The 21,476-nt window shown below is 70.9% G+C and carries 24 protein-coding genes and 1 pseudogene; 15 read left to right on the top strand and 10 right to left on the bottom strand.

Features of this window, described 5'->3' with window-relative positions:
• Positions 1 to 124: 124 nt before the first annotated feature.
• The 3 genes from ACFZCP_RS20935 (at position 125) to ACFZCP_RS20925 (ending at position 2,183) form a co-directional block, all read left to right on the top strand.
• The gene (locus tag ACFZCP_RS20935) at positions 125 to 316 is read left to right on the top strand and encodes a hypothetical protein (protein WP_391428695.1); all 192 of its coding nucleotides are present in this window, start codon (positions 125 to 127) and stop codon (positions 314 to 316) included.
• Positions 317 to 775: 459 nt separating this feature from the next.
• The gene (locus ACFZCP_RS20930; protein ID WP_391428693.1) at positions 776 to 1,915 is read left to right on the top strand and encodes an inorganic phosphate transporter; all 1,140 of its coding nucleotides are present in this window, start codon (positions 776 to 778) and stop codon (positions 1,913 to 1,915) included.
• A gap of 40 nt (positions 1,916 to 1,955) precedes the next feature.
• Positions 1,956 to 2,183, top strand: a complete 228-nt coding sequence (locus tag ACFZCP_RS20925; RefSeq protein WP_391428691.1) for a hypothetical protein — start codon at positions 1,956 to 1,958, stop codon at positions 2,181 to 2,183.
• Between the two features lie 361 nt (positions 2,184 to 2,544).
• Here ACFZCP_RS20925 and ACFZCP_RS20920 read toward each other — a convergent pair whose 3' ends face one another.
• Complete coding sequence (locus ACFZCP_RS20920; protein ID WP_391428689.1) at positions 2,545 to 3,105, bottom strand: hypothetical protein; 561 nt, start codon at positions 3,103 to 3,105, stop codon at positions 2,545 to 2,547.
• Positions 3,106 to 3,384: 279 nt separating this feature from the next.
• Between ACFZCP_RS20920 and ACFZCP_RS20915 the strand changes: the two genes are divergently transcribed.
• From ACFZCP_RS20915 to ACFZCP_RS20895, 5 genes are all read left to right on the top strand, one after another.
• Positions 3,385 to 3,507 (top strand): lasso RiPP family leader peptide-containing protein, encoded by a 123-nt coding sequence (locus ACFZCP_RS20915; protein WP_362696274.1) that lies wholly within the window; start codon positions 3,385 to 3,387, stop codon positions 3,505 to 3,507.
• Between the two features lie 63 nt (positions 3,508 to 3,570).
• Positions 3,571 to 5,313: a lasso peptide isopeptide bond-forming cyclase gene (locus tag ACFZCP_RS20910; protein ID WP_391428686.1), complete on the top strand. Its 1,743-nt coding sequence runs from the start codon at positions 3,571 to 3,573 to the stop codon at positions 5,311 to 5,313.
• Positions 5,314 to 5,321: 8 nt separating this feature from the next.
• Positions 5,322 to 5,576: a lasso peptide biosynthesis PqqD family chaperone gene (locus tag ACFZCP_RS20905; protein WP_391428684.1), complete on the top strand. Its 255-nt coding sequence runs from the start codon at positions 5,322 to 5,324 to the stop codon at positions 5,574 to 5,576.
• On the top strand, positions 5,573 to 6,007 hold the full coding sequence (locus ACFZCP_RS20900; RefSeq protein WP_362696268.1) for a lasso peptide biosynthesis B2 protein: 435 nt from the start codon (positions 5,573 to 5,575) through the stop codon (positions 6,005 to 6,007). The genes ACFZCP_RS20905 and ACFZCP_RS20900 overlap by 4 nt, the downstream gene beginning before the upstream one ends.
• A 182-nt stretch (positions 6,008 to 6,189) precedes the next feature.
• Positions 6,190 to 6,318: a hypothetical protein gene (locus ACFZCP_RS20895; RefSeq protein ID WP_362696266.1), complete on the top strand. Its 129-nt coding sequence runs from the start codon at positions 6,190 to 6,192 to the stop codon at positions 6,316 to 6,318.
• 67 nt (positions 6,319 to 6,385) lie between these two features.
• Here ACFZCP_RS20895 and ACFZCP_RS20890 read toward each other — a convergent pair whose 3' ends face one another.
• From ACFZCP_RS20890 to ACFZCP_RS20880, 3 genes and pseudogenes are all read right to left on the bottom strand, one after another.
• Entirely contained in the window at positions 6,386 to 6,763 is a 378-nt protein-coding gene (locus ACFZCP_RS20890) for a VOC family protein (protein WP_362696264.1), read from the bottom strand.
• Between the two features lie 79 nt (positions 6,764 to 6,842).
• The gene (locus ACFZCP_RS20885; protein WP_391428680.1) at positions 6,843 to 7,457 is read right to left on the bottom strand and encodes a GNAT family N-acetyltransferase; all 615 of its coding nucleotides are present in this window, start codon (positions 7,455 to 7,457) and stop codon (positions 6,843 to 6,845) included.
• Between the two features lie 116 nt (positions 7,458 to 7,573).
• Positions 7,574 to 7,717 (bottom strand): annotated as a pseudogene (locus ACFZCP_RS20880) (short-chain dehydrogenase); the annotation flags it as partial.
• Positions 7,718 to 8,001: 284 nt separating this feature from the next.
• Between ACFZCP_RS20880 and ACFZCP_RS20875 the strand changes: the two are divergent.
• Positions 8,002 to 9,180 carry a hypothetical protein gene (locus tag ACFZCP_RS20875; RefSeq protein WP_391428678.1) on the top strand — a complete coding sequence of 393 codons (1,179 nt, stop codon included), beginning with the start codon at positions 8,002 to 8,004 and terminating at the stop codon, positions 9,178 to 9,180.
• A 124-nt stretch (positions 9,181 to 9,304) separates the two neighbouring features.
• On the opposite strand, the gene ACFZCP_RS20870 is transcribed toward ACFZCP_RS20875, so the two are convergent.
• Entirely contained in the window at positions 9,305 to 10,153 is an 849-nt protein-coding gene (locus tag ACFZCP_RS20870; RefSeq protein WP_391428676.1) for an SDR family NAD(P)-dependent oxidoreductase, read from the bottom strand.
• Positions 10,154 to 10,255: 102 nt separating this feature from the next.
• Between ACFZCP_RS20870 and ACFZCP_RS20865 the strand changes: the two genes are divergently transcribed.
• Positions 10,256 to 10,717, top strand: coding sequence for a MarR family transcriptional regulator (locus ACFZCP_RS20865; protein WP_391428674.1), 462 nt, complete (start codon positions 10,256 to 10,258; stop codon positions 10,715 to 10,717).
• Positions 10,718 to 10,889: 172 nt separating this feature from the next.
• The gene (locus ACFZCP_RS20860; RefSeq protein WP_391428672.1) at positions 10,890 to 11,465 is read left to right on the top strand and encodes a dihydrofolate reductase family protein; all 576 of its coding nucleotides are present in this window, start codon (positions 10,890 to 10,892) and stop codon (positions 11,463 to 11,465) included.
• A gap of 329 nt (positions 11,466 to 11,794) precedes the next feature.
• On the opposite strand, the gene ACFZCP_RS20855 is transcribed toward ACFZCP_RS20860, so the two are convergent.
• On the bottom strand, positions 11,795 to 14,221 hold the full coding sequence (locus tag ACFZCP_RS20855) for a CehA/McbA family metallohydrolase (RefSeq protein WP_391428670.1): 2,427 nt from the start codon (positions 14,219 to 14,221) through the stop codon (positions 11,795 to 11,797).
• Positions 14,222 to 14,479: 258 nt separating this feature from the next.
• Between ACFZCP_RS20855 and ACFZCP_RS20850 the strand changes: the two genes are divergently transcribed.
• Complete coding sequence (locus ACFZCP_RS20850; protein WP_391428668.1) at positions 14,480 to 14,821, top strand: hypothetical protein; 342 nt, start codon at positions 14,480 to 14,482, stop codon at positions 14,819 to 14,821.
• A 189-nt stretch (positions 14,822 to 15,010) separates the two neighbouring features.
• On the opposite strand, the gene gcvH is transcribed toward ACFZCP_RS20850, so the two are convergent.
• The 3 genes from gcvH to ACFZCP_RS20835 form a co-directional block, all read right to left on the bottom strand.
• Positions 15,011 to 15,391: a glycine cleavage system protein GcvH gene (gene gcvH, locus ACFZCP_RS20845; protein ID WP_391428666.1), complete on the bottom strand. Its 381-nt coding sequence runs from the start codon at positions 15,389 to 15,391 to the stop codon at positions 15,011 to 15,013.
• Between the two features lie 196 nt (positions 15,392 to 15,587).
• Complete coding sequence (locus ACFZCP_RS20840) at positions 15,588 to 16,238, bottom strand: response regulator (protein ID WP_391428967.1); 651 nt, start codon at positions 16,236 to 16,238, stop codon at positions 15,588 to 15,590.
• 2 nt (positions 16,239 to 16,240) lie between these two features.
• Complete coding sequence (locus tag ACFZCP_RS20835; protein WP_391428664.1) at positions 16,241 to 17,455, bottom strand: histidine kinase; 1,215 nt, start codon at positions 17,453 to 17,455, stop codon at positions 16,241 to 16,243.
• Positions 17,456 to 17,723: 268 nt separating this feature from the next.
• Here ACFZCP_RS20835 and ACFZCP_RS20830 point away from each other — a divergent pair, with 268 nt between their 5' ends.
• From ACFZCP_RS20830 to ACFZCP_RS20820, 3 genes are read left to right on the top strand one after another with little or no spacing between them, the layout of a single operon-like run.
• Complete coding sequence (locus ACFZCP_RS20830) at positions 17,724 to 18,239, top strand: YceI family protein (RefSeq protein WP_391428662.1); 516 nt, start codon at positions 17,724 to 17,726, stop codon at positions 18,237 to 18,239.
• A gap of 36 nt (positions 18,240 to 18,275) precedes the next feature.
• The gene (locus tag ACFZCP_RS20825; RefSeq protein WP_391428659.1) at positions 18,276 to 19,241 is read left to right on the top strand and encodes an ATP-binding cassette domain-containing protein; all 966 of its coding nucleotides are present in this window, start codon (positions 18,276 to 18,278) and stop codon (positions 19,239 to 19,241) included.
• The gene (locus ACFZCP_RS20820) at positions 19,238 to 20,044 is read left to right on the top strand and encodes an ABC transporter permease (protein WP_391428657.1); all 807 of its coding nucleotides are present in this window, start codon (positions 19,238 to 19,240) and stop codon (positions 20,042 to 20,044) included. Before ACFZCP_RS20825 ends, ACFZCP_RS20820 begins: the two co-directional genes overlap by 4 nt.
• Before the next feature lie 121 nt (positions 20,045 to 20,165).
• On the opposite strand, the gene ACFZCP_RS20815 is transcribed toward ACFZCP_RS20820, so the two are convergent.
• Positions 20,166 to 21,254, bottom strand: a complete 1,089-nt coding sequence (locus ACFZCP_RS20815) for a SpoIIE family protein phosphatase (protein WP_391428656.1) — start codon at positions 21,252 to 21,254, stop codon at positions 20,166 to 20,168.
• Between the last annotated feature and the right edge of the window lie 222 nt (positions 21,255 to 21,476).

Raw genomic sequence — 21,476 nt, 5'->3', positions numbered from 1 at the left:
CCGTCGGCGCGGGCGATGAGCGCCAAGACCGGCGCGGAGTCCGCGGTCGGCGCGAAGTCTGCGGTCGGCGCGTTGCCGTGCCGAGGCCGGACGGTCGCCGTACCGCCCTGGGCCGGACGACGTCGTGGTCACCGCCGACACGGACGGAACGGGCATCGCCTTCGCTGCCCCCGAGGGTCCCGCCACCATCGAGAGCGATGCTGCCGTGCGGGTTCTCCTTCTCTGGAGACGGCGCCCGGCCGACCCCACCCGCTGGCACAGCGACGCCGGGCCCGAAGCCCTGCGCGCGGTGCGCACACTGCTGGGCGGCTACTGACCGCCTGCGCAGTGCGGCTCTGGACTGCGTCTCCTGCCGGGTACCCAGCACGCGGTGAGGAGTGCCGAGTGGGGAACCCTGCAGGGAGCGCGAGTACAGCGCCCCGGACGATGCGCGAGCGCTCGGTCCGGCGCGTGCCCGTGATCGACGACGGTGAACCCGTGGGCCTGCTATGCCTCGACGCCCCGGCCGTCGAAGCGCCCTCGGCGCCCACGGTCGCTCCGCCCCCGGGTGTCCACGGCAGCGCCGGACCCGGCGGCTGACGAAGCGGACACCTTCACGGTGGACGAGGCCACCGTGGATTGCTTCGGCGGATCGTCCTCGTTCATGAGCGGTGCCCCAACTGGGCCACGCCGCGGTCGCGGGCTCCGGAAGCGCCGCTTAGCGTGGAAAGGCAGGCACGTCCGGGCGGGCACGCACGGCGGGCGCGAACTCCGGCCTGCCTCGGGAGGTTTCCCCGTGGGTTCCGTCTCGTTCCTACTCATCGTCGTCGTTCTGACGGCTCTTGCCTTCGACTTCACCAACGGCTTCCACGACACGGCCAACTCGATGGCGACCTCGGTGGCCACGGGGGCTCTGAGACCACGCCTCGCCGTCGCCGTCGCAGGTGTGCTGAACCTGGTGGGCGCATTCGTGTCCACGGCCGTGGCCAAAACCATCTCGGGCGGCATCGTGAACGACGCCAAGGTGTCCCTCGTGATGATCTTCGCCGGTCTTGTCGGCGCCATCCTGTGGAACCTCATGACCTGGCTCGCCGGCCTGCCGTCCAGTTCGTCGCACGCGCTGTTCGGCGGACTGATCGGCGCCGTCTGGGTGGGCGCCGGCGGATCCGCGGTGAAATTCGGGGCGATCGTGGAAAAGATTCTGATTCCTGCCGTCCTCTCCCCGATCGTCGCCGGCATCGTGGCAGTCCTGGCGACCTACTTCGCCTACCTCATCACCCGGCGAACGACTCCCGATCGGGCGCAGCGCGGGTTCCGTCGGGGGCAGGTCGGTTCGGCCTCGCTGGTTGCACTGGCACACGGCACCAACGACGCGCAGAAGACCATGGGCGTCATCACCCTCGCCCTCATCTCCGCCGGGGTGCTGGCCCACGACTCCGGGCCGCCCTGGTGGGTGGTGCTCACCTCCGGGCTGGCGATCGCGCTCGGCACCTACACGGGTGGCTGGCGGATCATCCGCACCATGGGCAGAGGGCTCACCGACATCGAGGCGCCGCAGGGCTTCGCGGCCGAGACCAGCGCGACAGCCGTGATCCTCGCCTCGTCCCACATGGGATTTCCCCTCTCGACCACGCAGGTGTGCACCGGCAGCATCCTGGGCGCGGGCCTGGGCCGCAAACTGGCCGAGGTGCGGTGGGGGACGGCCGGACGCATCGCACTGTCCTGGCTGCTGACGCTGCCCGCGGCTGCGGCCGTCGGCGGCGCGGCGGCGTGGATCGCCGGCCACGGCACCGCGGGCGTGGCCCTGGTGGCTGCCGCGGCGGCCGCCTCGGCGGCCGGCTTCTGGGCCCTGTCGCGCCGTCGACCGGTGACCCCCGACAACGTCAACGAACTGCCTGCCCCCTTGCCCCAGCCCGCGGGAGAGACCGCGGCGTGAGCAGGGCGACGTCTTGTCCGCCGGCGGAAGGAGCCGAACGATGGACATCCACTGGAGCACTTTCGGCGGCGTCTTCGGTGTGAGCCTCGGTGTCACGCTGCTCACGGTCGTGCTGTTCTCTCTCGGCATCGCCGCCTGGCCCGACGGCGGCGGCCAGGGACGAGCCCGGGGCGGCCACCGGGCGACGCGCACCGCGGCAGCGGCGCTGTGCATCTGCGCGTGCCTGGCGGTCGCCGCCTACGGGCTCTTTCTGATCGTCGCCGTCTGACAGGGGCGCCGTCACCCAGGAGTGTCGTCACCGGTCCTGATCACCGGCGTCCCCGAGCGCCTGGACAGTGGTGGCCGAGTACCGGGCGGGGCACGGACAGGGACGCGGTCGGCCGACGACGGACGAAGGAGAGAGCCACCGCGGATTCCGTTTGGCTCAAGAGGACAGCTTCGCCATCGCCGAAGACGATCAGAAGACGTCGACGGTGACCTCAACACCGCAGGTGCCCGCCCGGTTCACGCAGCCGGCATCGGCCCGGCTGCCCGACGGATCGCCGATCTTGCGCACGGCGTCCGGGACACGATGCTGGCGTACTACGTCGTCGCCCGCCCCGAGACCCACCACAAACCCGAGCGCGAGATCACCGCACTGCCGGTCCGGACGAGCCGCGGTTGCCTCGGGGGACTCGCTGGTCGAGGTTCCAGCGCGCGGGCAGGTCCGAGTCGCAGAAGACGCAGACGAAGTGACCCTCCCGCACGATGGTGCGCTCCTGGCAGCCGGGACAACGCCGGAAGATCACTTCATGGGTGAACGAGTCCGGGTGGTCGAGCCCGGCTCGATCGAGCGCCTCTGCCACCGACGCCCAGGACGTGGTGTCCGGGCAGTACCCGGTCGACTGGTTGCTGACCTCGTCCACTCGCCAGCAGCCGCCGTCGCCGCAAAAACTCATCTCCCCGGCGCTGAGCACGCGGTCCTCGCCCGCGCAGGCGATGTGTTCGCTGCGCCGAGGGGCCAGCCGCAGGACACCGTCCATGCCGACGACGAAGGTGAAGGGCTCCGCCAGGTCCCCGGCGGTCTGTGCAGTTGCCCAGTTCGCGAAGTCGGCCGCTGTACGGATGACGGCCCCGCCGTCGTCCGGACCGACGGCGGCCCTGACATCCTCCGGGCCGACGTACCGGTAACTCCGTCTCGACGCTTGCACGTCGACACCGTAGGGCACGGCGCCGGTACGCCGACATGCATTTCTGGTGCGTGATCAGCACTCGGGCGCGTGGGTCCCGGCGCCCGGCAGGACGACGTCCTCCGGGCGGAGATGTGCAGCCCGGCCGGCTGCGACCGCACGCGGCCGGCACCGCTCCGGACGACCCGGTGGCCGACCCGAGATCGCAACCGCGAACTGTGACGACCAGCACAACGGTTGATCACAATCGTCACGAACTTGTAGGCTCCGTAAGGTAGTTGACGTCTCCAGGGAGGTTCTGTGGAAGAGCAGGAAGCTGAGCCGTACGTTCCTCCGATGCTGGTCGAGGTCGGCGAATTCAGCGAAGACACGCTCGGGTTCGGCGGTTTTCATCTCGACTCGATCTTCGGTCTCTACACCTGATTGACGATGCCGGCATTTGTGATCCTGCCGGACACGACTGCTGCTGCGGCGATGCGGACGCGGATGACGTTCGCATCGCCGCGGGTGGTTCTGCACCTGTCGGGCCGGCCGTGGCTGGTGGGGTCCTGGGCGGACGACCAGATCGCGACGGCCACGGCGGGCCAGGTGCGTCTGGCCGTGTTCGGTGACTGCCCGGTCGGCGAGGAGCGGCTCTCAAAACTGGCGTCGGCGATCACCACCCTCACGGACGTGGACGCACTGGCCTCGCGGCTCCCGGGCTCCGTCCACCTGCTGGCGTCGGTGGACGGGCAGGTGCGTGCGCAGGGCAGCATCAGCGGACTGAACCGCATTTTCCACACCCGCCTCGACGGCGTGCACGTGGCGTCGGACCGGGCCGACGTGCTCGCCGGGATGATCGGCGCCGCGGTCGACGAGCAGTCCCTGGCCGTACGGATGGCCGGCGGCCTTGCTCTGGCACCCCCGCTCAACGAGCGGTCCCTGTGGACGGGCATCTCCTCACTGGCACCCGACCGGTGTCTGGAGTGGACCCGGGACCAGGCCGACGAGAGAGTCTGGTGGAACCCTCCTGCACCGCAGCTGTCCTTGCGCGACGGCGCTGTCGGGGTACGGGAGGCGCTCACCACAGCGGTGCAGGATCGCGCTCCGGCCGACGGGCGGGTGAGTGCCGATCTGTCCGGCGGCATGGATTCGACGTCGCTGTGCTTCCTGGCCGCCCGCCACACACCGACGATGCTGACGCTGCGCTGGGCCGAGGCCGACGCGGCCAACGACGACGCCGACTTCGCGGGCCGGGCCATCCGGGCACTGGACCGTGCCGAGCATCTGGTGATCGCGCAGCGCGAGCTTCCGTCGATCTTCGACCTCGAGAACACACCGGTCGAAGCCGAACAGCCCCTGGTCACCAACCGCGCCGCCGCCCGCCTGCGGCACAACGCACAGCTGCTGGCCCGCCACGGCTTCCGTCGGCATCTGGCGGGCCACGGCGGCGACGAACTGTTCGTGCCCTTCCCGGGATACCTGGCTCCGCTGTTGCGGCACCACCGCGCGCTCGCCCTGCGACGGCTGCGCCAGAACCGGGCGCTCAAGCGCTGGCCGTTGCGCCCGGCGCTCACGGGATTGCTGCGCCCGGGAACCGTGGCCGGATGGTGGCACGCCCAGGCGGACAACCTTGGCACACCCCTACCGCCGCGGGCACCGGCCCTGGGCTGGGGCCTGCAGGCCGTACAGGCACCGCCCTGGATGACCCCTGCGGGCCTCGACCTGGTCCGCCAGGCGCTGAGGGACACGGCCCAGCAGGCCCGGCCGCTCAGTGACGACCTCGGCCAGCATCAGACGCTGCTGGCCGTACGCACCACGGCAGCCCACTACCGGCTGACGGCACGCATCTTCGCGGACGCCGGGGTGCGCCTGGATCTGCCCTACTACGACCCGCGCGTCCTCGAAGCGGTTCTGCGGGTCCGGACCCATGAGCACGCCGATCCACGGCACTACAAACCACTGCTCGCCGAGGCGATGCGCGGCATCGTGCCGTCGGCGATCCTGGGCAGGTCCACCAAGGGCGAATTCGGCCAGGACCTGCGTCAGGGACTCACCGACAACCTTCCCGCGATCCTGAACCTCTTCGCCGACTCCGCACTGGCCCGGCGCGGACTCGTCGACGTGGACACACTCCGCACCCGGCTCCTGGCGCCCCAGCGCGACCTCAGCACGGTCTTCGCACTGGAAGCCCTGCTCGGCTGCGAACTCTGGCTGCGCACGGCCACTTCACCCCGTCCCACGGCCTAGGGAACACGATGCTCCTGCACCCTGACGTAGTCTCCACCGACACCGACGACGGAACCGTCCTGCTGCATCTGACCACCGGGCGGTACTGGCAGCTCAACAGCACGGGCGCGGGCGTGCTGCGCCGGCTGCTCGACGGCTGCACACCCGACGACATCGCCGCCGAACTCGCCGACCGTCACGCGATCCCGCCCGAGCGGGCCGAGCGCGACGTGCGGTCCATCGTCTCCCAGCTGAGTTCATCGGGCCTGGTGGTGACCTCGTGACCGTGCCCGTCACCCTGTCGGAACAGCGGCGGCTGCCCCCGCACCGACGCGTGCTGCCACTGCTGGCCGTGGCTCTCGCCCGCCCTCTGGCCCGCCTCCGGCCGGCGCGACTGCGCCGGATCCTCGAACTGGCCCGCCGTGGCGCGGAGCCCGCCACCATCGCCCAAGCCCTCGCCGCACGCGACGCGGTGGTGTCGGTCAGCCTGCGCTGCGCCGGACAGCACTGCCTTCAACGCTCGATCGCCACCGCCCTGCTCTGCCGGTTCCGGGGCGTGTGGCCGACCTGGTGCACCGGGGTGCGCACCCAGCCGTTCGCCGCCCACGCCTGGGTCGAAGCCGAGGAGCAGCCCATCGGTGAGCCCTGTCCGAAGGGCCATTACCGGCCACTCCTGACCATCGGCCCCGCGGCCCGCAGACGCCCCCGGCCCTGACGACCGACGACAGCTCGCAGGGAGGAACACCGTCGCCGAGCGGCTGAAACCACCGGCGAAACCGCCGGCCGAGCGGCGTGTCCGTATGGGCGAGGCCGTCGGCCCGGAGCAGGGTGGTCGGCATCGTCGTCGCCCGGCAGAGTGGCCGGCGCCGTCGGCACCGTCGTCGCCCTGGAGGAATCATGAAGCGCCGTGTCGTCGCCGTCCTGGCCGTTGTCGTCGCCGGGATGCTGCTGTCCGCGGTACCGGCAGCGGCTCGGGACGGCGAGAGCAACGACTGGAACATCCCCCTCACCAACATCGGCTTGTAGGGCCGCTGCTGAAGGAGCGTTGTGCCCCCTGTGGGCCCGAACCCACGACAGGCAACGTGCCGTACGGTCAGTGACGGACCAGACAGAACGGATGACCCGCGGGGTCGGCAAAGATCCGCCAACTCCGGCCGTCCGCACCGTCGTCCAGCACCCTGGCGCCCTGGTCCAGCACCTCTTCCTGAGCGCGGTCCAGGTCGGCGACACCGAAATCCAGATGACACTGCTGCGGCCGGCTCGGGTCCGGCCACAGCGGCGCCTGGTACTCCGTCACCCGCTGGAAGGCCAGGACGAGACCGGACGCCGTGTGCAAAGTGGCCCAGTCCTCGCTGAGCGCCCATCGCCGGTCCGGCTGGTTGACGGTGCCGCCGAGGAGCGACTGGTAGAACTCGGCGAGTTCACCGGGATCCGGGCAGTCCAGCACCACACACTGCAGATCAGCGATCACGAAACAGATCCTAGAAGACTGTCCGCCGGCTCGGCCACGTCATGGCTGGGACGTCTCCCGCGACAGCTGCGGCCTCGGTCTACGACGACCGGCCGGCCCGAGCGGGACGGCCACGGTGTGTGAACCACTCCGGCGCAAGGATCGACATGACGGTGGCGTCCACCCGGTCGCCCTCCCACAGCAGCGCGTCCCGCAGCACCCCCTCGGGGACGAAGCCCGCCTTCTCGTACACGCGGCGGGCCCGCGGATTGAACGCGTAGACCTCCAGTGAGATGCGATGCAGTCCGAGCGTCTCGAAGCCGTGACCGACGATCAGCCGGGTCGCCTCGGTCCCCAGCCCGCGCCCCTGGGCGCCGGGCACGAAGGCGATGCGGAAGCTACAGCTCTCGTTGTCGGCGTCCCACTCGTTGAGCACCGCCTCCCCGACGACCTGCCCCGTCGCCTTCTCCACCACGGCGAGGTCCAGTCGGTCGTCCTGGTCGCCACGCGTGCCGTACCAGGCCCGCAGCCGTGCCTCGTCCGGCTCGTCCGCGCCGTGACTGCCGGTCAGCCGGGCGGTCCGCGCGTCCTGGAACATGGGCAGCAGAGCGGCGACGTCGTCCGCCCCGACCGGCCGGAGCAGGACCTGCTCGCCGTCGAGGGTGGGCTTGCAGCGGAATCCGGGGACCGGAACCTCTTGATCAGGATGAGCCATGCCTGCAGTGTGGACGGTCTGCGGACTTGCTGTCCTCGGGTTATCGGCCCCGGGAGCCGGCCGCGGGACGGGCGTACCACCGCGCTCCGGGTGGTCGGCCGGGTGCCGCAGGGCGGTCAACGGGTGGTGTAGCCGCCGTTGACGAACAGGGTCTGGCCGTTGGCCCACCAGCCGTCGGTGAGCAGGTGGCGCACCCACGGGACGATGTCCTCGATCTTGGTGAGTTCGCCGTTCATCGCCGACGACTTGTGGTACGCGACGGAGTCCTCGTCCTCGGCCGAATCACCACCTGGGCCTCTGGGCATCCCGAAGGATCCGATCGGCTCTGGAGCCGCCGGCCCCGGCCGGCCGGGCACGGGACGGCTCCGGTCGTCGGCGCCTCCTGGTAGGCCGAGGCGGGTGCGCCGTCATCCTCACGATCAGCCGTCCGACGCCGTCCCAACCTTCGGGCGCCCTTGGGAAGAATCTCTGGGCATCGCGTCGACCGCCCTCTACCCTCTCGGGGCGCGCACTCGGCCTCTTCCCCCAAGGAGGGCGTACGACGATGAGACGTGGAACGGACACAACTCGCTCACGGAGACCGGCGGCCGGTCTGGTCGCCCTGATCCTCGCTGTCGCGGCCATGATGATCGGCCACGGACCTGCACAGGCTGCCCCGGCCGCGCCGGCGGGCCGGGCCTCTGCCGCGACGGTGGACCTGTCGCGCTGGATGGGCGACATGCACGGCTACCTCGACGACCGGCCGCTGAACCGGATCGCGATGCCCGGCAGCCACGACTCCGGCAGCTGGAGCATCCCGGCCGACCCCGGGCTGTGCACCAGCGGCTGGTCCTACAACGCCGCCTCACTCGACCCGCGGCTGGCCGCCAGCATCTCGCGGTCCCAGAGCGGCAGCCTCACCGACCAGCTCGACGAGGGAGCCCGCTATCTCGACCTGCGGCTGTGCTTCGAGGGCGGCCAGTGGAGGACCTTTCACGGTGCCCCGATGGGAGGAGCGTTCTTCGACGATGTCTCGGGCGAGGCGGCCTCGGTCGAGCGCTGGGTCGCCGAGCACCCCTCGGAGGTCGTCGTCATCAGTGTGTCGCTCACCGCTCCGGCGGGTGCCGACACCAAGGAGCCGCTGACCAGGCTGCGGGACCTGTTCGGCTCCCGGGTCGCCACCAGGACCGACCTGTCCCCGGCCTCCACGTACGGCGACTTCGTCAAGGCCGGGAAGAACGTCGTGCTCATCGACTCGTCGGCAGCGGTCGACGAGCCGTGGGCCTGGCACGCGGACAGCGTCTCCGACCGGGGCAGCTACCCGGCAGGAGACCCGTCCTGGTGGGAGATCCTCAAGGCCTTCTTCAACGGCAGCCCGCCGCAGCAGATCTACGACCAGACACTGTCCCTCAACCAGGCGGCACTCGCCCGGGACCCGGGGGCGGACACCGGCCGCTTCTTCGTGCTGTCGAGCATCGTCCAGCCGGACCTGCAGATACCCCAGCTGTTCCTGATCCGGTTGCTCTCGCCGTTCTTCCCGGCGTCCGTCCGGGACAACTACCTCATGTACCTCGCCAGTGGTCTGAACCCTCAGCTGCTCACGAAGCTGCGGACGGACTGGCGGGCGCCTGATCTGGCCCGCAACGTGAACATCGTGGCGATCGACGACCTGGGCCACCGGCCTCAGGGAGACCTTCAGCGCGCCGTCATCGACATCAACACCGCTACGGGCCGCACTACCTGACGATCAATCACGTCCGTCGGGCCTGGCGGGCCCGACGGACGTCGGTGCGGTGCCTTGCAGCCGCCGAACTGCGGATACCCGCCGGGGGCACTTGTCCGGCGCCCCCTCGCCGGGTGTGTACGGGTCAGGCGACCCAGCCCTTGGTGATGCCGACGACCGCGGAGCCGTCCAGGTCGGTGATCTTGGTGCCCACGAAGCCCCGGGCCCAGTCGGAGGTCTGGAGGCGGAAGGCGGGCTCGTCCGCGGTCAGGGCCTCGATCACGGCCTCGGCGGCGCCCTCGGCGGTCTGTGCGCCGTCCAGGAACTGCCCCACCGTACGGTTCACGTAGGCGCTCAGCTGGGGCGCGTACACCCCGGCACCGGCCACGGCCTCTTGCAGGTCGACGCCGACGTTGGCGACGAACTCGGTGGCGACGGCGCCCGGCTCGACCACGGAGACGGAGACCCCGTGCGCCGCGGCCACGGGGGCGAGGCTCTCCATGTATCCCTCGACGGCGAACTTGGCCGCGCAGTAGGCCTCGTTGAAGGGCTGCCCGATGACGCCGCCGACGCTGGTGACGGTGATCAGACGGCCGCCGGAGGCGCGCAGGTGGGGCATGGCCGCCTTGGAGACGTGGAGCACGCCGAAGAAGTTGACCTCCATGACCTTGCGGACCTCGGCCACGGACTCGTTCTCCAGGGTGCCGAGGTGTCCGGCACCGGCGTTGTTGACGAGGGCGTCCAGGTGTCCGTAGTCGGCGAGCACGCCGTCGATCGCGGACGTGATCGAGGCCTCGTCGGTGACGTCGAGCCGGCGGATGTCGAGCTCCACCCCCGCCTCGGCGGCGGCCTTGCGCAGGGCGTCGGAGCGGCTGGGGTCACGCAGCGTGGCGACCGTCGTCCAGCCGGCGCGGGCGGCGGAGACGGCTGCCGCGAGGCCGATGCCGGAGGAGGTGCCGGTGATGAGGACGACCTTGGGGGACTGGGAAGACATGGGGAGGCCTTTCGTGGCACGAGAATGTCGACGCATTTGAGTGCGTGTACACACACCATAATGCATTTACGTGCGTGTACACGCAACCGCTAAGCTGGTGATATGGCGAAGAAGAAGCTCTCCCAGGCGGAGATGCCTGTGGCCGACCATGCCTTCTACGGGCTGGTCTGGGCCGGGACCGTCCTGACGGACCGCGTGGACCGCGCCCTGAGCAAGGCGCACGACCTGCCGGTCTCCTGGTTCGAGGTGCTGCTATGGCTGGCCTCCAGCCCCGACCCCGTTCCGGCCTCGGTCCTGGGCAACAGCACCATGCTCAGCCGCAGCCAGGTCTCACGCGTCGTCGACGCCCTCCAGAGCCGCGGCCTGGTCACCCGCACGCCCTCGCCACGCGATGCCCGCTCCGTCGAGGTCGCGCTCACTCCGGAGGGACACCGGCTCTTCGAGGCGGCCGACGCCACCCGCCGCGAGTGCCTGGCCCCTGTCTTCACGGATCTCCTCGACCAGGACGATCTGCAAGCACTCAGCACGGTGTGGGGGAAGCTCAAGGCCAACAAGGACGCGTAGGCCGCGTCTGGACCGCGCCCAGGTCTCGCCCAGGTCGTGTTTCGACAGATCGTCGTCCTTCGTGATGATCTTCGCGTGGGGCGGGCAGATCTGAGCGGATCCCGCGAGCCGCGATGAGTCCTGCGGCGGCGGGCGGTCGTAGTGTCGAACCCGTTCCGGAGGAGGACTTCTGATGCGCAGCGTGACCTACTCGATGGGCATCTCCCTCGACGGCTACATCGTCGGGCCGCACAACGACTTCGGCTGGACGGCGCCCGACGAGGAGGTCTCTCGCTTCGTCACCGACGAGATCCGGGAGACGGGCGTCCACCTGCTGGGACGACGGCTGTACGAGACGATGCTGTTCTGGGAGACCGCCGCTCAGGATCCATCGCTCGACGCATCGATGCTCGAATGGGCCGCGCTCTGGAAGCCGCTCCCCAAGGTGGTGTTCTCCACGACGCTGTCGACGGTGCAGGGCAACGCCCGTCTGGCCTCCGGCGGCCTGGCGGAGGAGATCGAGCGGTTGCGAGCCGAGCCGGCGCAGGGCGACATCGCGATCGGCGGCGCGACTCTCGCCGCCGAGGCGGCCGCGCTGGGTCTGATCGACGAGTACCGGGCCAGGGTCTACCCGGTGCTGGTGGGCGGTGGCATTCCGTTCTTCCCCCAGCACGAGCGCCGGGTGGATCTCGAACTCGTCGAGACCCGCACCTTCGGCTCAAGAGTCGTCCACCTCCGCTACCGCGTGGCACGCCAGGCCGTGGTCTAGGAGTTCCAGAACACGGACCGGGCGGCTCCCGCGAGATCACCGGATCGTCGGCGCGTGCCGGACTTCTTTGCCCGAGGCTGCGGTCACGCCGGGATCCCAACGCGGGCCGGGCTCCGCGAGCCGGGCACTGCGAACCGGCGCCCCGGGCGGCCACGCCGGGCGCGGGGCGACCGCGCCCGGCCGAGGGGAGCCGTTCCCGGCCGGGGGCCGTACCCGGCCGCGAGGGGGGCCGCCCTGTCCGGGCCGGGGCCGCCCTGTCCGGGGCGGGGTGGCCTGCCGCCGGGCCGGTCGTCTTCGGTCGGCGCCAGGCCACCAGCCCTCCCGGCCCGCTACCCGGCGCTGATGCCCAGGACCTGTGCGGTGCCGTCGGCGAGGGCGGTGATGCGGACCTGGCCGGCCGGGAACGGGGCGGCTCCGCCCGGGCCCGCGACCTGGGCGAAGGCGGTCCAGGAGACGTTGTCCTTCCTGATGGCGTACCAGACGTTGCCGTCGCGGCCGACGGCGACCACCTGGGCCGAACCGTCGGGCATGCCCGCGATGTCGACGCTGCTGGCGCCCATTCTGTTCGCGTGGACGCCCGCGGGAGGAGCAAAGCCGTCCCACCGCCCGTCGGGATGGCGCACCTGGTGGTAGACGCACCCGTCGAGACCGATCGCCGCGACCTGGGAGGAGCCGTCGGGCAGACCCGTGATCGCCAGGGCCGGGCCGGAGAAGGCGGGAGCACCGCCGAACCCGGCCGGCCGGGTCCAGGCCGTCCAGGATCCGTCCGCGCGGCGGACGCACAGGTACATGGCGCCGTCCGTGTTGTAGGACAGGACCTGCACCGAGCCGTCGGGCATGCCGGCCAGCGCGGCCTTCGTGGCACCCCAGGTGCTGCCCGGTGTGAGGCCGGGAACCGGGCGGAAACCGGTCAGCGTGCCGTCGGTGCGGCGCAGCTGGTGGTACAGCGTGCCGTCCGTACCGGTGGCAACGAGCTGGCTGGTTCCGTCGGGCAGAGCCGTGACGGCCGCCTCGCGCACGGGGAGGTCGTTCTGCTCGTCGGGTCCGTCCAGACGCTGCCAGGGGCGGGACACGGCGGAGCCGTCGAGGGTGGCGATCCAGAGGCTGTTGTCGGGTTTCAGCCCCAGGACCTGTACGGAACCGTCGGGCATACCGGCGGCGGAGACCTGGATTCCGGCGAAGGCGGCGTCGCCCCCGGCACCGGGCAAGGGCCTCATTCGGGTCCAGCTTCCGTCCGGCCTGCGGGCGCTCTGGAACAGGACGCGCTTCTCGATGGCGTACGGCGGACGGTTCGCGCTGTAGAACCAGACGGGGTTGGTGATGGCCACCATCTGGTCGAGCGTGGTGGAGCCGGGTTGCAGGCGGCGCACTTCGGCGCGGGCGAACAGCGAGGCCTTGCCCCATCCGCGCCAGTGCAGTTGCCCGGATCCGCTGTCACCTATGGATGCCGATGCCATGATCCCCCACTCCGTGTAGAGGGTGACCACGGTGTCGGGGGCGCCGGAGACGACGGCGGTGACGTCGACCGCGTCGAAGGCACCCAGCGGCAGTTCCTCACCCGGACCGGCGGTGCGGCCGGCACCTGAGGCCGTGAAGTCCACGGTGACGGCAGCCGATTCCGCGGCGTAGGACCTGCCGTGCCGCAGTGAGTCCAGGATCGCCGTCGTGGACAGTGCGGAGGCGTTGACGACGTTGTGCGGGAGGCCGATGGTGTCCGTCGTGGCGTGGGCGTCGCTGTTGCCGAGGCCCGGTATGCGTTTGCCGAGACAGAGAGCGCCGTGCCAGAGGACGACGTTGGCGGCGTCGTCGAGGGTCCAGGGGCCGTTCCACACCTCCATGGCGTCGACGTGATCGAGGCCGAATTCCCAGAAGGACCCGGGCCCCGGAGTCATGGGGTGTGCGGCAACCACGCATCCGCCCAGACTGTGGACGCGCCGCACATGCCGGTCGAATTCACCCTCGTCGCTGGGGGCGTAGCGCCAGTCCACCCACTCCCCCTGCGGCAACCCCAGGGCCAGCCAGTGGCCGTGCCGGGTGGTGACCTCCTCCGCGTTGATCACCAGGAGGTCGGAGGGAATGTTGCCGTGCCAGGACACGCCGGTGGAGCTGGTGTTGTGGTCCGAGGTGGCGATGAAGTCCAGCTTGCCGGTGCGGGCGTCCGCGACCATCTGGTCCACGGTTCGCGCGCCGTCCGAGTGGACGCTGTGCAGGTGCAGGTCGCCGCGGTACCAGCCGGTGTCCCGGCCACGGACCGAGCCGGGCAGGACGTCGTACGGGACGGGCTGGAGCGGGGAGCCGTGGTCCAGGGTGACGCCGACCTGCCAGCCCATGCCGGAGGCCTTGTAGACGATGGGCCCGAGGGCGACGGTCCACTTGCCTGCTTCGACCGGCCCGGGAAGGTAGCCGGGCGTGGCGTCGGCCGCCGAGAGGGTGAAGTCCCGCCTGGCTCCGCCGGACCAGCCTCGGAATCCCGACGGGCCGAAGATCCCTATGTCCAGGACGTTGGACATGACGCCCGGGACGAGGACATAGGGATCGAAGCTCGAGGTGACGGAGATGCGGTTCACGCCCGCGGGGACGTCGAAGTCGATGTAGGCCCACTGGTCGAATCCCAACGGGGAATGGCCTTGATAGGTCTTGGTCACCCGGCTGCCGTCGGCTTGTGTGTCCGCCCTGGCAACACCTGCGGGCACCATGGCCGCAAGGCCGCCGGCGGCGAGCAGCGTGCCCAGGCGCAGCACGTCACGGCGGTCCACCGGCCTGCCCGCCTCTGCCCTGCCCGCCTCTGCTTCTCTGTGTCTGTCGAATCCGAGATCACTCGGCACGGCACGACCTCCAAATGTCATGCATACGTCAATCGAGAAGGCCCGGGCACCCGTCGACCTCCCTGCGCTGCCCACCGGCCGACGGGGCGCTGCGGAGACTTCCCGTTCGTTCGAACGACCAGCAGGGTACCGGGAGATGACCCAACAGACCTCTCCTGCGGGCACAGGCCTCCGAGTGTTCAGTTCCAGTTGGCCAGTGAGGTACGGCAGCTCCGACACCGCCGTTGCGGCCCTACCGGCCGGTACACGGGGCCGCCCTGCGTATGCGTCGGCAAGCAGGCCAAGGCGTACGGCACCTGCCGACTCGCGGAGGGTGCCGAGGTCGCCGGCCGACGAGTGCTGGTCGTGGAGGACGTGGTCACCAGCGACGGACAGATCGTGCTGTCGACCGCGGACCTGCGCGGCCTGGGGGCGCAAATGCACGAGGCCCTGTGCGTGATCGACCGCGGGCAGGGCGGCACCGATGCTCTCGCGGCCGAAGGCATCCGCCTGCTGTCCCTGCCGACGGCCGAGGATCTGCGAACCGCCTGACCTGCCCTACCGTGGGCCCGCGGACCACGGGTGTGGCGCCGAAGACCGGCGCCACACGGGTCTCGGTCGACCCCAGTCGTTCTCGGTCGCTCTGGGTCGCCCTGGGCCGACCTCAGTCGTTCCGAGCCTGTCCGGCCCGACTCAACCGGACTCCGTCGGTCCTGCCGGTCTCAGCCGGTTCTGCCGGCCTCAGCCGATCAGCTTGCGGTAGGCGGCGGCAGTCAGCAGGTCGGCAGTGGTTGCGCCGTCCACCAGCTTGATCTTGAAGAGCCAGACATCGTACGGCTCGCTGTTCACTTCCTCGGGGATGTCGAGCGCGTCCGCGTTGACCTCGATGACCTCCCCGGCGACCGGGCTGTAGATGTCGGACGCCGCCTTGACGGACTCCACGACGCCGATCGCGTCTCCGGCGCTCACCCGGCGGCCGACCTTGGGCAGTTCCAGGAAGACGATGTCTCCGAGCGCGTTCTGGGCGTGATCGGTGAGCCCGACGGTCAGAGTGCCGTCGGCCTCCGCCCGGATCCACTCGTGCTCGTCGGTGTACTTGAGGTCGGCAGGAACGTTCGACATGCCGGACTCCATTCGCGTAGTGACACTGCGTCGACCACCCGTCACGGATGATCACTGAGCAGTGTGCTACAGCGCCTGCCTGTCGGACGTTGATTCGGGCGGCGCCACGCGAGACGGACCGAGGGGTGGTCGGGCCCGACGCGCGGTGACAACGGTGACAGCCATAGCTCCGCCCCGATCGAAGGGCCGGAACACGCTAGGTGTCGGCGATTCCCGCATCGTGGGCGAGAAGGCCGGCCTGGGTGCGGTTGACGCAGCCCAGTTTGTCCAGCATGCGCGAGACATAGCCCTTGATCGTGGCCTCGGAGAGATGGAGCCGCCCCGCGATCTGCGCGTTCGACAGGCCCCCGCCGAGACCGGCCAGCACCTGGACCTCCCGTTCGGTCAGCGAGCCGACCAGTTCGCGGGCGCGGTCGCGGGCCGAGAGGCTGTCCGTCGACGCGGCGATGAGCCGGCGGGCGGCGGAGGGCGACAGGACGGTGTGTCCTCGGGCGGCGGTCCGTACGAGACCGATGAGGTCCTCGGGAGGGGTCGACTTCACCAGGAAGCCGGTCGCTCCGGCCCGCAGCGCACGCAGCACGTACTGGTCGGCGTCGAAGGTGGTCAGCACCACGATGTGCGGCGGGCCGTCCAGCTCGTTGATGCGTTTGATCGCGGTCAGCCCGTCCATGCCCGGCATGCGCAGATCCATCAGGACGACGTCCGGGCGGCTGCGCCGGACCGCCTCGATACCGGCCGCGCCATCGTGCGCCTCGTCGACGACCTCGATGTCCGGGGCCGAGCCGAGAATGGTGCGCAGAAACCCGCACACCATGGGCTCGTCGTCGACCACCACCACCCGGACCACGCTCACACCTCCGCTTCCGCGGTCGGGACGAACGCGGGCAGCGTCGCCTCCAGGCTGAACCCGCCGTCGGAACAGGGTCCGGCACGCAACGTGCCGTGCACGAGTTCGATGCGCTGCCGCAGATGGGCGATGCCGAGACCGGAGCCAGTGCCGGCGAGGCCGCTGCGCGGTCTGCCGGTCGGTGGCGTGTTGTGGACCGTCAGCCGCACCTGTGCGCTGCCGTACTCCACTCGCACGTTCACGCGGGCGCCGGGAGCGTGCTTGCGCACATTGGTCAACGCCTCGCGCAGCACGCGGTAGGCGGTGCGTCCGACCACCGGTGAGGCCAGCGCGGGGTCGCCCTCCTCGATCAGCTCGGCCGGTGTCCCCACCGCCACCGACTCGGCGATCAGATCGGCGAAGCCGGCCACCGAAGGGGTCCGGTCGCCCTCCGGTGCGGTGCGCAGAATGCCCACCAGGTCCCGCAGCTCCTCCAGCGCCTGGCAGCCCGCGGCGCGCAGTTCCTCCGCCGCCCGCCGGGTCGCCTCGTCCGGTGCCGTCACCCTCAGGGCGCCGGCCTGCAGCACCATCAGGCTCACCCGGTGGGTGACCACGTCATGCATCTCACCGGCGAGCCGGGCGCGTTCTTCGGCACGCGCCTGCTCGGCCAGCAGATGACGCTCCCGTTCGGCGCGCTCGGCGCGCTCGACCAGTGCCCGCATCAGCCTGCGGCGGGCGTCGAAGTACAGCGCCAGCAGCGGCCCGACCGCCGTCCGCAGCAGCCCGATCGTCATGTTCGTGACGGACGGCTCCCAGGGCCGCATGACGACGAGGGTGAAGGCGGCCAGCGCGAGGTACGCCGTCCGGCGGTTGCGCTGGTAGAACAGCGGGCCGTAGGCGGCCGGCAGGGTCGAGAGGGGAGCCCATACCTGCCCCTGGTGGGCCGGCGTCAGCACGCCCGCCGGTGCGATCAGCAGGGTCACCGCGAGCGTGAACGCACCGAGCACGCCGACGACGGTCAGCGGGGCGCTGCGCCGGACGGCGAGCGAGGCGCAGGCCAGCGCCTGCACGCCCAGCAGGACCCAGGCGAGCGCGCCCGGGTGAACCGGCCACCAGGTGGCGCCGGTCAGTGTCAGGCCGGTGTCGACGAGCACGAAGACGGCTGCGATCGTCACGTCCACGGCGAGCCGGTGCCGGCCGTGCCATGGTCTCGCGCACGCCCCCCGGTCATCGGTCATGACGCTCACGGTAGGGCATCCGCCGCGCGAGCCCGGGCCGGCCGGCAGGACCGGGTACCTCGGACTCGGGCGGACCCTACGAAAGTTGTGTGCCGGGGCATCGTGAGCAGGCTTTCGGGGGTCGTGAGCAGGCCCTCGCGGGGTGAGGGAGCAAGCCTTCGCGGGGTGAGGGGCAAACCTTCGCGGGGCGGGAGAGCATGCCGTCGGCGGGTGAGGAGGCAACGGTTCGCCCTGCCGCGCGGCGTGCCCGCCGCCGTGGAATGGGGGCATGGATGCAACAGGCAACACCGTCAACACGACTCCCCGGCTCGGTCGCTACACGATCGACTCGGACACTTCGTCCCTCTCGTTCAGGACACGGCATGTTTTCGGCCTTCTGCCGGTGCACGGCACGTTCGCGATCCGCGGCGGTACCGTCGAGGTGGCCGAGCCGCTCTCCGCGTCGCGGGTGCACGCCGAGGTCGACGCGGCGAGTCTCCGCACGGGCAACGCCCAACGGGACGCCGCCGTACGGTCGTCGAAGTTCCTGGACGCCGGCCGGTATCCGCTGATCACGTTCGCCTCGGACCGGGTGGATGCCACCACGGTCTCCGGCACGCTGACGGTGTGCGGAGTCTCCCGTCCGGCGAGCCTCTCGGTCGTGCGCTCCGAGGTGTTCGCGGACGGCTTCACCGTCCGTGCCGTCTCTCGGGTCGACCGCACCGAGTTCGGTGTGACGGCGGCCCGTGCCATGGCCGGGCGCCGGCTCGACCTGACGTTGGAGATCCGTTGCGTGCGAGCCTGACGGCCGGGGCCGCCCATCGGGCGTCAGGGGGCGGCCGTGCCTGACGCGGTCGTGGTGGAGGGCCTGCACAAGCGGTACGGCGGGGTGCGGGCGGTGCAGGGGGTGAGCTTCGCCGTCGAGCACGGGGAGATCTTCGCGCTGCTCGGCCGCAACGGGGCGGGCAAGACCACCACCATGGAGATCCTGGAGGGGTTTCGGGCCCGCGACGCGGGACGGGTCGACGTGCTCGGCCTGGACCCGGGTGAGAGGGCCACCGGCCGTGCCCTGCGCGAGCGGATCGGGCTGGTGCTGCAGGACATCGCGGTCGAGCCGTATCTCACCGTCCGCGAGACGATCGCCCGCAACGCGGGGTACTACCGGGCGCCCCGCGACATCGCGGAGGTGATCGGCCTGGTCGGTCTCGCCGGGCTGGAGAGGAAGAAGGTCCGGACGCTCGCCGGTGGCCAGAAGCGCCGCCTGGATCTCGCGCTGGGCATGATCGGCGACCCGGGCCTGCTCTTCCTCGACGAGCCGACGACCGGATTCGATCCGGGCGCGCGCCGGGGCGCCTGGCAGTTGCTGCGGGACCTGCGCGACGCGGGAACCACCATTCTGCTCACCACGCACTACATGGAAGAAGCCCAGGAACTGGCCGACCGGGTGGCGGTGATCGCCGACGGGCAGATCGTGGCCGCGGGCCCTCTCGCGACCCTGGGCGGACGCGACACGGCACGGGCCCGGATCCGATTCGGGCTGCCACCCGGAACCACCGTCGCCGATCTGCCGGTTCCGGCCGTCCCCGGCGAGGACGGTCTGGTCACCGTCGAGTCCGCGGAGCCGACCGAGACGCTGCACCGGCTCACCGACTGGGCGCTGCGCCGCGACACCGTGCTGGCCGGGCTGACGGTCGGCCGGCCGAGCCTGGAGGACGTCTATCTGCGCCTGACCGGCCACGACGATCAGCGCCGAACCGACCACGACCACAGCGCGCCGGAGCGCGCGCCGGAAGGGAGCGCACCGTGAGCTTCGCAGCTCCCCACGCCGCGGCCGGGCGGGCGCCGAGCCGGGTCCTGGGCCTGCTCGGGCATCAGATCCGCTACGAGCAGCTGTCGTTCTGGCGCAATCCGCAGAGCGCGTTCTTCACGTTCGTCTTCCCGGTCGTCGTCATGGCGGTGTTCGGCGCGCTGTTCGGCGGCATCGGGAAGAGCGGGTTCTACTACGGGCGGTCCGCGCTGCAGTACTACCTGTCCACGATCGCCGCGGTGTCCGTGTTGGGGTCCTGCTACAGCCAGTTGGCGATCGTGCTCGCGACGCGACGGCAGAACGGGATCCTGAAGCGGGTCCGGGCCACCCCCCTGTCCGCCTCCGTGTACTTCGTGGGTCTGCTCGCGCACTGTGTCGTGGTGAGCGTCGTCGATGTCCTGCTCATCACGGTGGTCGGCGGGCTCTACGGCGTCTCGCTGCCCGCCGTCTCGCAGTGGGCCGCGCTCGCGGTGCCCGTGGTGCTCGGCGCGGCCGCCTTCTGCGCCCTCGGCGTCGCGGTGGCCTCACTGATCCGCAACGCGGAGGCCGCGCCGTCGGTCGTGCAGCTCGTGCTCTTCCCCCTCGTGTTCATCTCGGGCACCTACATGCCGATCCACTCCGCCCTGCTGAACGGCATCGCCGGTGCTCTGCCGGTGAAGCCGTTCAACGACGCCCTGCTCCGCGCGTTCACGACGGACCAGGCCGGTCTCCCCTGGCGGGAGTTCGGCGTCCTGCTGCTGTGGGGGGTGGCTGGTGCGGCGGTGGCTGTCCGACGGTTCCGCTGGGATCCGCGGGCGGAGTGAGTCCCCCTTGGGAGAAGCGCGCCAGCTTCCTTCCCACCCGCGGATCAACCCCTGCCCACTGATCAGCCCCCACCTGCTGACCAGCCCTCACCCTCTGATCAACGTCGGTCCCGGCGAACCGCTACCCCGCCCCTGCCCCGCCGCGGGGTGTCCGCGGCTCGCTGCCGAGCCGGTCCGCGAGGATCATCGCCACATCGTCGGCCAGGTCGCCCCCGGTGTGGCGGATCAGCGCCTGGTGCAGTTGCTCCAGGAACTCCGCCGGGGTGGTGTGGGCGGGCATCCCTTCCATGATCTCCGGCAGGGCGAAGAATTCGCCGTCGGGGTTGCGGGCCTCGATCACACCGTCGGTGTACAGCAGCAGACGGTCGCCGGGAACGAACGGATAGTTCTCCACCTTGACGACGAGGCCGGGGGTCAGGTCTTCGAGGCCGAGCGGCGGCGAGGGCACGGCCGGCACCAGTGGCGTGGCCCTGCCCTCGTGCAACAACAGCGGCGGCGGATGGCCTCGGTTGATCAACTGCACCACGGGCTCGTCCGGCACCTGCGCGATGAGTGCCGTCGTGAACCCTTCCAGCAGAACTTCCTGGCCGTACGCCCCCGGTACGGCGACCTGACGTCGCAGCGCAGCCGCGCAGCGGTTCATGACCTCCACGAGATCGTCGTCGTAGTGCACGGCTTCCCGGAACGCGCCCAACGCCGCCGCAACGGCTCGCACGGCGGACAGCCCCTTGCCCCGGACGTCCCCGACGATCATCCGGACGCCGTGCTGCGTCTGAACGGCCTCGTACAGATCACCGCCCACCCGTGCCCCGGTCCCTGCCGCCAGGCACAGGCTGCCCGCCAGCACGGGGCCCAGTCTCCCGGGCACGGGACGCAGTACGACGTCCTGGGCCGCCACGGCGATCCGGCGGACCTGGTCGAGCTCCCGCTGCCGGCGCGCCTGCACCGTGCTACTGCTGATGAAACCCGCTACCGAGACCAGGCCCAGCGCCAGGAAATTGGTGTAGACCTGAAGTGAGCCCCAGGCCGCGTTGTAGGTCGCGGTGGCCACACTGATGGCCAGAGCCAGAGCCGCCGCCGCGGTGGTGCCCTTGGGCCCCATCGTCACTCCGGCCAGCGCCGGGACTGCGGTGAGGAGCGGCCCGGTATAGATGAAGTGCGCAGGCGTGAACTCGATGACCAACACGGCCAGCGCAATCAGGAAGGGCACGCACTGCACCAGCGTGAAGAGAACCCGGCTGTGGCCGCCGGCTCCTCGCCGAGGCGGTGAGCGCAGGAGCGCCTTCATGCACCAAGCCTGCCTCGCCGACGCCCCGGGCTCCACTCTGCCGCCGACCGCCCTGGGCAGCCGGGAGACCGTCCCGGCCCGTTGCGGGCGGCCCTGGCGGAGTGTGATCCGGGCCCGCAGCCTTCCCGACCGGTGTCCGGCGCC

The organism is Streptomyces sp. NPDC007971, from assembly GCF_042958635.1.
Taxonomy (GTDB): Bacteria; Actinomycetota; Actinomycetes; order Streptomycetales; family Streptomycetaceae; genus Streptomyces.
Note: the sequence above shows the minus strand (reverse complement) of the source record. Positions and strands in the feature narration are given on the sequence as shown.

Excerpts from the sequence above, each read along its gene's own strand:
- ACFZCP_RS20885 (WP_391428680.1), bottom strand. The coding sequence starts at position 7,457 with ATGGCTCATCCTGATCAAGAGGTTCCGGTCCCCGGATTCCGCTGCAAG.
- ACFZCP_RS20925 (WP_391428691.1), top strand. The coding sequence starts at position 1,956 with ATGGACATCCACTGGAGCACTTTCGGCGGCGTCTTCGGTGTGAGCCTC.
- ACFZCP_RS20910 (WP_391428686.1), top strand. The coding sequence starts at position 3,571 with ATGACGTTCGCATCGCCGCGGGTGGTTCTGCACCTGTCGGGCCGGCCG.
- ACFZCP_RS20830 (WP_391428662.1), top strand. The coding sequence starts at position 17,724 with ATGGATGCAACAGGCAACACCGTCAACACGACTCCCCGGCTCGGTCGC.
- ACFZCP_RS20875 (WP_391428678.1), top strand. The coding sequence starts at position 8,002 with ATGAGACGTGGAACGGACACAACTCGCTCACGGAGACCGGCGGCCGGT.
- ACFZCP_RS20895 (WP_362696266.1), top strand. The coding sequence starts at position 6,190 with ATGAAGCGCCGTGTCGTCGCCGTCCTGGCCGTTGTCGTCGCCGGGATG.
- ACFZCP_RS20870 (WP_391428676.1), bottom strand. The coding sequence starts at position 10,153 with ATGTCTTCCCAGTCCCCCAAGGTCGTCCTCATCACCGGCACCTCCTCC.
- ACFZCP_RS20865 (WP_391428674.1), top strand. The coding sequence starts at position 10,256 with ATGGCGAAGAAGAAGCTCTCCCAGGCGGAGATGCCTGTGGCCGACCAT.
- gcvH (WP_391428666.1), bottom strand. The coding sequence starts at position 15,391 with ATGTCGAACGTTCCTGCCGACCTCAAGTACACCGACGAGCACGAGTGG.
- ACFZCP_RS20905 (WP_391428684.1), top strand. The coding sequence starts at position 5,322 with ATGCTCCTGCACCCTGACGTAGTCTCCACCGACACCGACGACGGAACC.
- ACFZCP_RS20860 (WP_391428672.1), top strand. The coding sequence starts at position 10,890 with ATGCGCAGCGTGACCTACTCGATGGGCATCTCCCTCGACGGCTACATC.
- ACFZCP_RS20835 (WP_391428664.1), bottom strand. The coding sequence starts at position 17,455 with ATGACCGATGACCGGGGGGCGTGCGCGAGACCATGGCACGGCCGGCAC.